The organism is Clostridium sp. HGF2, assembly GCF_964240115.1.
Lineage (GTDB): Bacteria > Bacillota_I > Bacilli_A > Erysipelotrichales > Erysipelotrichaceae > Clostridium_AQ > Clostridium_AQ innocuum.
Genome location: NZ_CAXSSO010000021.1, coordinates 1 through 10,370 on the forward strand (window position 1 = coordinate 1; position 10,370 = coordinate 10,370).

9 protein-coding genes and 1 pseudogene are annotated in these 10,370 nt (G+C 42.5%); 5 read left to right on the top strand and 5 right to left on the bottom strand.

The window, feature by feature from the left end:
• Positions 1-309 (top strand): annotated as a pseudogene (locus ACESPQ_RS20625) (hypothetical protein); the annotation flags it as partial.
• A gap of 188 nt (positions 310-497) precedes the next feature.
• Positions 498-1,265: a sulfite exporter TauE/SafE family protein gene (locus tag ACESPQ_RS20630; protein ID WP_109771718.1), complete on the top strand. Its 768-nt coding sequence runs from the start codon at positions 498-500 to the stop codon at positions 1,263-1,265.
• A 151-nt stretch (positions 1,266-1,416) separates the two neighbouring features.
• On the opposite strand, the gene ACESPQ_RS20635 is transcribed toward ACESPQ_RS20630, so the two are convergent.
• Positions 1,417-2,406, bottom strand: a complete 990-nt coding sequence (locus tag ACESPQ_RS20635) for a D-2-hydroxyacid dehydrogenase (RefSeq protein ID WP_002606864.1) — start codon at positions 2,404-2,406, stop codon at positions 1,417-1,419.
• On the bottom strand, positions 2,393-2,857 hold the full coding sequence (locus tag ACESPQ_RS20640) for a hypothetical protein (RefSeq protein ID WP_002606863.1): 465 nt from the start codon (positions 2,855-2,857) through the stop codon (positions 2,393-2,395). Before ACESPQ_RS20640 ends, ACESPQ_RS20635 begins: the two co-directional genes overlap by 14 nt.
• Before the next feature lie 138 nt (positions 2,858-2,995).
• Between ACESPQ_RS20640 and ACESPQ_RS20645 the strand changes: the two genes are divergently transcribed.
• Together ACESPQ_RS20645 and iadA are read left to right on the top strand one after the other, a co-directional pair.
• Positions 2,996-3,940 carry an AEC family transporter gene (locus ACESPQ_RS20645; protein WP_008818163.1) on the top strand — a complete coding sequence of 315 codons (945 nt, stop codon included), beginning with the start codon at positions 2,996-2,998 and terminating at the stop codon, positions 3,938-3,940.
• An 11-nt stretch (positions 3,941-3,951) separates the two neighbouring features.
• A complete protein-coding gene (gene iadA, locus ACESPQ_RS20650) occupies positions 3,952-5,079 on the top strand; it encodes a beta-aspartyl-peptidase (RefSeq protein WP_118003228.1) in 1,128 nt (375 codons plus the stop codon).
• A 445-nt stretch (positions 5,080-5,524) separates the two neighbouring features.
• On the opposite strand, the gene metK is transcribed toward iadA, so the two are convergent.
• Together metK and ACESPQ_RS20660 are read right to left on the bottom strand one after the other, a co-directional pair.
• Positions 5,525-6,622 carry a methionine adenosyltransferase gene (metK, locus tag ACESPQ_RS20655; protein WP_002606860.1) on the bottom strand — a complete coding sequence of 366 codons (1,098 nt, stop codon included), beginning with the start codon at positions 6,620-6,622 and terminating at the stop codon, positions 5,525-5,527.
• A 243-nt stretch (positions 6,623-6,865) separates the two neighbouring features.
• Positions 6,866-7,027 (bottom strand): hypothetical protein, encoded by a 162-nt coding sequence (locus ACESPQ_RS20660; protein ID WP_009588313.1) that lies wholly within the window; start codon positions 7,025-7,027, stop codon positions 6,866-6,868.
• Between the two features lie 518 nt (positions 7,028-7,545).
• Here ACESPQ_RS20660 and ACESPQ_RS20665 point away from each other — a divergent pair.
• Positions 7,546-9,012 carry a sodium-dependent transporter gene (locus ACESPQ_RS20665; protein WP_002606858.1) on the top strand — a complete coding sequence of 489 codons (1,467 nt, stop codon included), beginning with the start codon at positions 7,546-7,548 and terminating at the stop codon, positions 9,010-9,012.
• A gap of 102 nt (positions 9,013-9,114) precedes the next feature.
• Here ACESPQ_RS20665 and ACESPQ_RS20670 read toward each other — a convergent pair whose 3' ends face one another.
• Positions 9,115-9,870, bottom strand: a complete 756-nt coding sequence (locus ACESPQ_RS20670; protein ID WP_224721031.1) for an HAD-IIB family hydrolase — start codon at positions 9,868-9,870, stop codon at positions 9,115-9,117.
• Positions 9,871-10,370: the final 500 nt, after the last annotated feature.

Here is a 10,370-nt window from a genome sequence, read left to right on the forward strand (position 1 = left end):
GATGAGCTGTGGTCAACCGCAATGGCGATTCAGATGGGAGAGGCACGTTATCGCTACGGCTTGGAGGACAGCTTTGAGGAGGGAATGAAAGAAGGTATCATAAAAGGGAAAGCAGAAGGTAGAATCGAAGGAGAGAGACAGCTCTTACATAGTCTTATGGAAGCCAAATATCAGGAAGACTGTACAGCATGGCTACAGTCATTAACCGAGGATCAACTGCATATCGTATCCAATCTGCTTTTGGAATGTGATACCTTAGAGGAATTAAAGAATCGTATAAAAGCAATACTAAATAATACATCAAAATAAAGGAAACTGTTTACAAAAGCACGATAAAACCATCCTTTGATAAAAAGGGTGGTTTTATCTTTTTCAAAAAAGTCGCACGAATCATAAGGAAGCATATAGATTTGAATTGATGTAAAATTATTTGCATCCCCTTTTTTGCAGGAGTATAATGATATTCATACATTATGAACAAAAAAGGAGTTATGTTTATGCTATATACCTTTGTAATCTGCTTCATTGCCGGCATTGGCGCAGGGCTTGGCACAGGCTTTGCAGGGATGAGTGCCGCAGCTGTCATATCCCCGATGCTAATTACGTTCCTGCATATGGAACCCTATATGGCTGTGGGAATTGCCCTGGCAAGTGATGTGCTGGCCAGCGCTGTTTCCGCTTATACATATGGCAGACACGGAAATCTGGATATCCGCAACGGTCTTATTATGATGATATTCGTACTTATCTTCACACTTGTTGGCAGCTATGTATCGAGTCTGGTTCCGGGAACAGCAATGGGCGGATTCTCCACCTTTATGACACTGCTGCTTGGAATTAAATTCATCGTACGTCCGGTGATGACAACAAAAAGCAGTATGGAGCATACCGATCCGAAAAAAAGACTTATGCAATCCATGGTGTCCGGAGCGATGGTCGGCTTTATCTGCGGATTCATCGGAGCAGGCGGCGGTATGATGATGCTGCTGATCCTGACCAGCGTACTTGGCTATGAATTGAAAACAGCGGTTGGTACCAGCGTATTTATCATGACCTTCACCGCATTTACCGGTGCTGTCAGTCACTTTACCATTGGAGGTATGCCAGATATGACAGCTCTGATTCTCTGCATCGCCTCTACCCTGCTTTGGGCAAGAATTGCAGCTAGATTTGCCAATAAGGCCAGCGCCAAAACACTGAATCGGGCTACCGGAGTTGTGCTTACAGTGCTCGGTATCGCTATTCTGGCAGTTAATTATCTGTAGCCAGGCCTACAGATCAGCCGTATCTCACGCATTTCTTAACGACTAAAAGGGATGAAACTGTGTCTGAACTTATATAGACCTGTTTCTCCCTTTTTACATGCAGCAAGTGTATCGAAATATAGAAATGCTTCTTCGAAACTTAAGCGCTGAATTATTTTTCCATATAATCGACAGTATGCACACGGTATCCCTGCTTTCGGTCAACGACATTCTTCAGTGCCTTGTTTTCCAATAATGCCTGCAGGTTATAAAGTGCAATTTCTGTAAAGCGATAAAAGGATTCCTTCAGCTGGAAGGTGCCGGAAATATGAGGTGTGATGATGACATTCGGCTGCTTCCAGAGCGGATGCTCCTTTGCAAGAGGCTCGCAGTCACATACATCAAGAACAGCACCAGATAGCTGTTTACGCTGTATAGCCTGCAGGAATTCATTTGTATTCAAAGCATCCCCTCTTCCTACATTGGCAAGAATCGCAGTTTTTTTCATACAGGCAAGCTGCTCACTGCCAAAGCATCCGCGAGTCCTTTCTGTACTCGGAAGTGCCAGTACCACCACATCAGCATGCGGAAGCAGATTGCACATTTCTTCCATAGTATGCAGTTCATCAAAATAAGGAACACTCTCCTGTATCCGCCGGCGAATTCCTATGGTATGTGCCCCCATTGCTTTCACTCTTTTCGCAAATTCCTGTCCCAGATCACCGGTTCCTGCTATCAAAACCGTAGATCCGTATATCGACTGTACAGGTCCTTCCATATGCCAGTACGCCTGCTCCTGATTGCGTATATACAGATTCATATTCCGCATCAGCATTAAAATTGTACAAATCAGATATTCACTGATCGCCAGTCCAAAGCTACCGGAGGCATTGCACAGCTGACAATCCTTCGCAAGCAAACCATCTGCTGTATACTGCTCACTGCCAGCACAATCCAGCTGCAGCAGCCGCAGTTTCCGTGCATAGCCTAAAAACTCGACCGGCACTCTGCCAATAATGACATCTGCTTCTTTTACCATAGCAGCACTCACGCTCGTTCTATCAGCACATGTGACAATATAGCTGTCCGGTATGCGGGCGAGCTGTTCTCTTTCAAAGCCGGATAGCTCCAGCAAATGCAGCTTATCCCTACTCATCTTCATGCAGCAGCACTCTTCTTGAAATATCGGAAAGCAGATAAATCTGGTCAAAAACCTCTTCCATTTTTTCATTCAGCTCATCCAGAATTTCTCCGTCTACATTATAATTTAAAAAGGCATTTTCGATTTCCTCCGTCAGCTGCAGTCCCTTGTTGGAAATTTCCAGAAACTTTATGAAATTGGTACTGTTTGCTGCATTTTGGAACTTCTCAACATCATGCTTGATGAAGGACAGCACCTCATATTCATTGGAGAACTTGCCATGTACCATGGAATACGGGCGCATCCTCTGCAGAAAATACTTCCCTTCCCGTGTAATATTGAAGACATAGGATATCCGCATATCCTCCTTCAAATCAAAATTAACCAGATACATCTGTGAGTCCAGCTTCTGAATCTTTGTTGCATTCATTTCCTCCAGCTTTTCCTGAATCAGCTCTTCATTCATATACATAATCAGCCCTCATTTCCATTTGTTCACTTTATCATGATCCTTACCTTCAGTATATCACAAACCAAATGCTTCTCCTTATAAAATCTTGCGTTCCTTTTTTTAAATTTCGATGTATAATAGAAAGCTGAGGGATATATAATGGAAAATTTAATATTTTGTCTGAATGCCACGATTCCGGTATTCATAACAATGATTTTTGGTTACTTCTTTAAAAGAATACACCTGTTTGATGCAGCCTTCCTTTCAAAAATGAATAAATTTGTATTTGTTGCAGCATTGCCAGTCCTGCTGTTTGAGGATATCAGCACCACAGACCTTAGAAAAGCGTGGGATACATCCTTTGTCATCTTCTGCTTTCTGGCAACACTGCTGTCTATACTCTTTTCGATTGCTGTATCCTATCGATTAAAGGATCGAAGTATTCAGGGAGAATTTGTACAGGCAAGCTATCGCAGCAGTGCCGCAATTCTGGGCATCGCCTTTATTCAAAATATTTATGGAAATTCAGGAATGGCTCCGCTTATGATTGTTGCGACTGTTCCTTTATATAATATTATCGCTGTCATTGTGCTGTCGCTCATGAAGCCAAAGCGTGGCATATTGCGAAAAGAGCTTATTTTACAAACAGGTAGAGATATACTTTGCAATCCGATTATTCTGGGAATTGGTGCCGGAATGCTATGGTCCCTGCTCCGAATCCCGCAGCCTGTCATACTGCAGAAGTCACTGCATAATCTGGGAGCCCTTGCGACACCGCTCGGTCTGATGGCGATGGGAGGTTCCTTTGAATTTCACGATCTCTATGCCAAACGAAAGCCTGCCCTGATCTGTAGCTTCATGAAGCTGATTCTATTTGTTGCGATTTTTCTACCGATTGCAGTTTCTTTAGGTTTTGTAAATGATAAGCTGGTGGCAATTCTTGTCATGCTTGGTTCTGCCACGACGGTAAGCTGTTATATCATGGCGCGAAATATGGGTCATGAGGGAACGCTGTCCAGCAGTGTTGTCATGATGACGACGCTTGGAAGTGCATTTACATTGACGATGTGGCTGTATATATTAAAAAGCCTGGGAACCCTATAGGAGGAAACGATATGCAACTGATTAAACATGTACATATATTTGCGCCACAGGATCTGGGGATACAGGATATTCTCATTTCAGAAGGACACATTGCCCATATAGCACCTCACATAGAAACGGCTCCCTATATGGAAATCACTGACGGCAGTGGAAAACAACTGACACCGGGACTGATTGACCGTCATGTTCATGTAAGCGGAGGAGGGGGAGAAGGCGGCTTTGCGACAAGGACGCCGGAAATCCAGTTATCCGCTCTCATACAGGCAGGTATCACCACGGTGGTTGGTTTACTTGGGACTGACGGTGTGACGCGCAGTGTTGAGGATTTGATTGCTAAGGTCAAAGCTCTTAACAGTGAAGGTATCTCCGCCTACGCCATGACAGGCTCCTATGCTTATCCGAGTACGACAATTACAGGCTCAGTAAAAAAAGATATCCTGTTTATAGACGAAATCCTTGGTGTCAAGCTTGCATTAAGTGATCATAGAAGCTCACATATATCATTTGAGGAATTTCTCAGACTGGCCAGTGAAGTCAGGACAGCCGGTATGCTCTCAGGAAAGCCGGGTTGTATGACACTGCATATGGGTGATGAAGCTGACGACCTTGCCTATGTCATGAAAGCCGTGAAAAACACAGGACTTCCCTGCACCATGTTTCACCCGACCCATGTCACAAGAAATGAACAGCTGTTTCAAAAAGCCCTGCAGCTTTTATATATGGGTGGTACCATAGATATAAGCTGTGAGGAGCATGAGGGATGTGCTTCCTGGATCAAGCAGGCGAACCCAAAGGATTATGGAAGAATCACCTTAAGCTCTGACGGACAGGGGAGCTGGTCAGACTATGATGAATATGGTAACCTTACCGCAATCGGTGTCTCCGATGTTTCTGTCCTCCTGCAAAATGTACAGGAAATGCTGCGGAATCAGGATTTTTCAATTACCGAGTGCATATCCTTCTCAACAGCGAATCCGGCCCGTGTATTGGGACTATATCCTGCAAAGGGCTGCATCTCTGTCGGAAGTAATGCTGATCTCTTGTTGTTTGATGATGACTGGCAGCTTCATGATGTAATGGCAAACGGACGCTGGTTCATGAAAAATCAAAAGCTTTTGAAGAAAGGAACCTTTGAGTAAACAGGCTGTTATTACTGTTAGAAAACAAACTGAGATATCCTAACAGGTCACGATCCTACGTTCCTATCACTGCTCACTTGCCAGGATTAAACAGATAAAGATAAGAAGAAATCAATATGTATTCCTATAGCTTTTTAAACATCATCTTACAAGCTTTTTATGAAACTGAATATAACAAAATTAGAAATATATACCTAATAACAGCCCATTAGAATAGCATCTTCATACAATCCCCATCCCTTTGTATACCCAGCATATGGCTTGCTTAGCATTCAGGGGTTTCTTATGGAACGCCGACAACATACAAAAAGCGTTGTGGCAAGTTCTATATACTAAGAAAAGGTATCCGCAAGGACAAAACGGTATGCTACCCACCGTATGTCTTACGATACCTTTTTTATATACAATTATTCCTTTGAAGCTCTTCTAAGGAAACTGTCAGCTTTTAATACTTCAAATCCTTTATCTTCTCCCAGCTGAATTCTTCTCTGCCGAAATGTCCATAGCAGGATGTTGCCTTGTAAATCGGACGGCAAAGCTTGAGTTCCTCAATGATATCCTTTACCTCAAAGCTGAAATTGCTGCGTATGATATCAAGAATCTCCTCATCACATTTGTTTCCTGTTCCAAAGGTATCTACCATAATGGATACCGGCTTCACCTTACCGATAGCATATGCAACCTGTACCTCACATTTACTTGCCAGCTGATGTGCCACAATATTCTTTGCGACATAACGGCAGTAATATGCTGCACTGCGGTCAACCTTGGATGGATCTTTACTGGAGAAGCAGCCACCGCCGATTCTTCCCATACCGCCATAGCTGTCCACAACGATTTTTCTTCCTGTTGTACCGCTGTCACCAAAGGAACCTCCCATGACAAAGCTTCCGCTTGGGTTGATCAGATAAATGGTATCCTCATCCAGCAGCTCATCCGGAATGACAGGCGTTATGACATCCTTCATAACGATATCGGCAATCTGCTGCTGTGATGCCTCTGCCACATGCTGTGTGGAAACGACAATCGTATCAATCCTCTTGATTTTATCATTTTCATATTCAACACTTACCTGTGTCTTGCCGTCCGGCAGCAGCAATGCATTTCCACGGCGGACATCGCTCAGACGTTTTGCCAGCTTATGTGCATATTCAATAGCGGCAGGCATGTAATTGTCTGTATCATCGCATGCATATCCGAACATAATTCCCTGATCTCCCGCACCGATCTCGCCATCATCCTGTACAACTGCGTGGTTGATTTCCGAAGACTGCTCGCGTACCTTCACAAGCACCTCATACTCCTCCGTATACCCGATTTCCCGAATAACCTCTTTTGCGATTTCCTCATACTCCAGCTTTGCCTTGGTATTAGCCTCACCGTAAATAAGTACGAAATCATCCTTAATCGTTGCCTCCACAGCCATTTTGCTGGCAGGGTCCTGACGCAGAGCCTCATCCAGAATACTGTCCGCAATGCGGTCACAAATTTTATCAGGATGTCCCTCAGTAATACTTTCTGATGTAAAAATGTAATTTTTCATTTCTCAAATCTCCTTTGCTTCTTATTAGAAAAATGCCTTCCCTAGCGTGAGAGAAGGCAAATCGTTATGTGATTGTTTCTCTTATCGCTGTTAGCAGTACCACCTTATATGATGCGTCATACAGGTTGGCGTGGGATCAAGCGAGCTAACTCTCTACCCCAACTCTTGATAAAAAGGCATCTATATTAAACCATAATATAAAACGCATTGCAATAGTAAAAAGAGATTCCGCATTGGAAATCTCTACATAAGATTGATGGAATAAATCTGTATGATTTTTTTATATACTTCCTGAAGACCAATTTGCCGGATCCAGTTATCCAGTTCAAATATATTCTCAGGTTCATTCTGTATATCCATGATATCAACAATTATACGATAAATTTCGTTATCTGTTACAGTCATGCCCACCCTCCCATTGAATATTGAGCAACTCCCCATGATAGCTCTCCTATATCATAACACAAAATTGATAATTACACCAATTTTTCGTTAATTTGATATGAAAAATTGTTACCTTACCAACAAGATAGCTAAAAAACCGAAGCAATATAGTAAAAAAATGATAATTACTTATATAAAAAGGAAAGACCTCTGTGGGAAAGGCAGAGATCTTCGTGAAAGAGAAAGGGCAACAGCTATTATGAAAAAGCTATTTATCAGGATGAGGAAACAAAACTGTCGCCGTTTAAGCAAACAGACATATCTTTGTCTGTACCTGTATCTTACACCTTTTATGTGAATACCTCGTGAAGCTGTCATGAAGGGTGTGTAAAGCTTTAAGCATGAGGCCTCTGCGGCTAGTATGATAACAGGAATTCTCATGTATGAATTTGTGTAAGTATATGAAAATCCTTTCATTTTTACATTGACTTTCCCAATCTCAGCTTATAAAATGTACAGGAAAGGTGTGTAGAAAGTATATGAAATCAAGAGAAAAGCTATCATCCAGACTGGGATTTATTCTGATATCCGCTGGATGTGCAGTCGGTCTTGGCAATGTATGGCGGTTTCCATATATTACAGGCCAATATGGAGGAGCAGCCTTTGTACTGCTCTATCTGGTTTTCCTGATACTGCTGGGATTACCGATTATGGTGATGGAATTCTCCGTGGGACGTGCCTCCCAGCGCTCCGCAGCGAAGTCCTTCGATTTGCTGGAGCCGGAAGGAACCAAGTGGCATCTTATAAAGTATGTCTGTATGGGAGGCAACTATCTGCTGATGATGTTTTATACAACAGTCGGTGGATGGATGATCAATTACTGTTTGAAAATGGCAAGTGGTACCTTTGAGGGTCTGCGAACAGAGCAGGTGGGTGAAACTTTCTCCAATATGCTTGCCAGTCCGGGACAAAATCTGTTCTGGATGATTGCAATTACGGTTATCGGCTTCTTTATTTGCAGCAGAGGTCTTCAAAACGGTGTGGAAAAGATGTCCAAATATATGATGTCCTGTCTGTTTATTGTCATGCTCGTTCTTGTGATTCGGGCAGTTACCCTGCCAAACGCTGTTGAAGGCTTAAAATTCTATCTGATTCCAGATTTTCAGAAAATGATGGCAAACGGCTTATGGGACGCCATATTCGCAGCTATGGGACAGGCGTTTTTCACTCTTAGTCTTGGAATCGGTGCTCTGGCAATCTTTGGAAGCTATATCGGAAAAGACCGCTCTTTGCTGGGTGAGAGTCTTAATGTCTGTATTCTGGATACCTGTGTGGCCTTTATAGCAGGTCTGATTATATTTCCTTCCTGCTTCTCCTTCAACGTTGCAGCAGACAGCGGTCCCGGTCTGGTGTTTGTTACACTGCCGAATGTATTTAATGCCATGTCTGGTGGAAGGTTATGGGGCTTTCTGTTCTTCCTGTTCATGTCTTTTGCAGCTGTCACGACCATTATTGCGGTATTTGAAAATATTGTGGCCTTCGCAATGGACAGCGGCTGGTCCAGGAAAAAAGCTGTTCGTGTAAACTTTATCCTGATTCTGCTTTTATCACTTCCCTGTGCATTCGGCTTCAATCTTCTTTCCTTTATAGAGCCGCTTGGGGATGGAAGTACCATACAGGATTTGGAGGATTTCATTGTATCCAATAATATGCTGCCGCTTGGATCCCTCATGTATCTGCTGTTTTGTACCTTCCGCTATGGTTGGGGTTGGAAAAATTTCACGGATGAGGCAAACAGCGGTGTAGGCTTTCAATTCCCTATGTGGGCGAGATTTTATGTTTCCTACATACTGCCTGTTGTTGTGATCTATATTTTCTTTCAGGGCTATATTGAGAAATTCGCAAAGCCGTGGAATATATTGATTCCATCGGTACTGCTTCTTCTGATGATCTATGTTCCTTTACAGGCATGGAGAAAGAAAAGAGCTAATAATAAGAATACATAAGCCTGCTCACAGAAGCAACGTGAGTAAGATATGAAAGGGGGTTCCTTAAAATTTAAAGGAACCTTTTTTACGGTTATTAAACTATTACCACCAGGAACGGATTTAATTTTCCTTCCTTAGCATATAGGATTGAATCGCTTCACCTACAGAATCCACCAGGTGATCGGCTGCTTCTTTTACCTTCTTAGGAGAAGCATGAAAGGTAAAGGATACATCTGCATCCTGCAGCATGGGGATATCATTGTAGGAATCTCCAATGCCATAGCAGCTGTCCAGATTCATAAGCTTTTTCAGCTTCAAGAGCGCCTTTCCCTTGGAACAGCCGTAAGGTACCACATCAACGAAATTCTGATTCTGGAATGCGGCACAGGTGTCCGGAAATTGCTTTTCAAGAGAACTGCATAACTGTTCTGCGGCTGCCTCGTCTGTCATGCGAAAGGATAATCCGTGTATTTGCTGCCCCTTTATTTCTTCTATATCGTGAATGACTGGAATATCTGTAAATGCTCTTGCTTTCTTATATGCATAGATGTTCCCGCCAGCCTGAATAGCGGTGCTTTCCACATCTTTCGTAAGCATACTGAGCCGCTTTGCAGTTTCAGGTAAAAGACAGCTTTCAAACAATATCCTTTGATTTCTGTCCAGTATCATTGCTCCGCTGCTTACGATATAAAAATCAGGATGCAGTCGCTTAGAAAGAAATGCTGTAATACCCCATAAAGGACGCCCGGTACAAAGACCGAACAGACAGCCCTGCTTCTGCAGCTGCCCGATTCCTGCTATATCCCCTTCACGATAGCTTTCTGCTGCATCATGCAGATACAGCGTTCCATCAAAATCACTCGCCAATGCCTTCATAATCTCACAACCCTTCATCTGCTTCATTGTAAGAGGAAAGTGTTTAACTGTCAACAAAGAAATAGGTTACTCTTCGCTCATACTGATAGAAGAAGAAAGCTGCTATATCTTAGGTTCTTTCTCGATTGTGAGTAAATATAAAACAGAGAGACTTCAACACTATTGTATTGTATTTATCAATAGAAGCTGAAGTCTCCCTTTTGCAAACAACCTAAAGAATGAAAGAATCTGTTTTAAATATCATAGCTGAAATCGTGTATGCATAGCTGCGATAGTAAACAAAGCTCCCTTTCTTAACAAAAAAATGATGAATATCAGCATTCCTTCTGTATTTCATATGCCTACAGCAAAAGGAATTCAATATCTATGGATGAACACCAATAGTTTGAATTCCTCTTTTCTTAAACCTTATTTAAGCATATTCCAAAAGGATACAGGTCTTTTTTATAATAAATGATAATGCTGCAGCATCTCTTTGATTTTCTCATCATCCTGTGCAC

Coding starts and splice junctions, on each gene's coding strand:
- ACESPQ_RS20635 (WP_002606864.1), bottom strand. CDS start 2,406: ATGAAGATGAGTAGGGATAAGCTGCATTTGCTGGAGCTATCCGGCTTT.
- ACESPQ_RS20665 (WP_002606858.1), top strand. CDS start 7,546: ATGAAATCAAGAGAAAAGCTATCATCCAGACTGGGATTTATTCTGATA.
- ACESPQ_RS20670 (WP_224721031.1), bottom strand. CDS start 9,870: ATGAAGGCATTGGCGAGTGATTTTGATGGAACGCTGTATCTGCATGAT.
- ACESPQ_RS20645 (WP_008818163.1), top strand. CDS start 2,996: ATGGAAAATTTAATATTTTGTCTGAATGCCACGATTCCGGTATTCATA.
- iadA (WP_118003228.1), top strand. CDS start 3,952: ATGCAACTGATTAAACATGTACATATATTTGCGCCACAGGATCTGGGG.
- ACESPQ_RS20660 (WP_009588313.1), bottom strand. CDS start 7,027: ATGACTGTAACAGATAACGAAATTTATCGTATAATTGTTGATATCATG.
- ACESPQ_RS20640 (WP_002606863.1), bottom strand. CDS start 2,857: ATGTATATGAATGAAGAGCTGATTCAGGAAAAGCTGGAGGAAATGAAT.
- metK (WP_002606860.1), bottom strand. CDS start 6,622: ATGAAAAATTACATTTTTACATCAGAAAGTATTACTGAGGGACATCCT.
- ACESPQ_RS20630 (WP_109771718.1), top strand. CDS start 498: ATGCTATATACCTTTGTAATCTGCTTCATTGCCGGCATTGGCGCAGGG.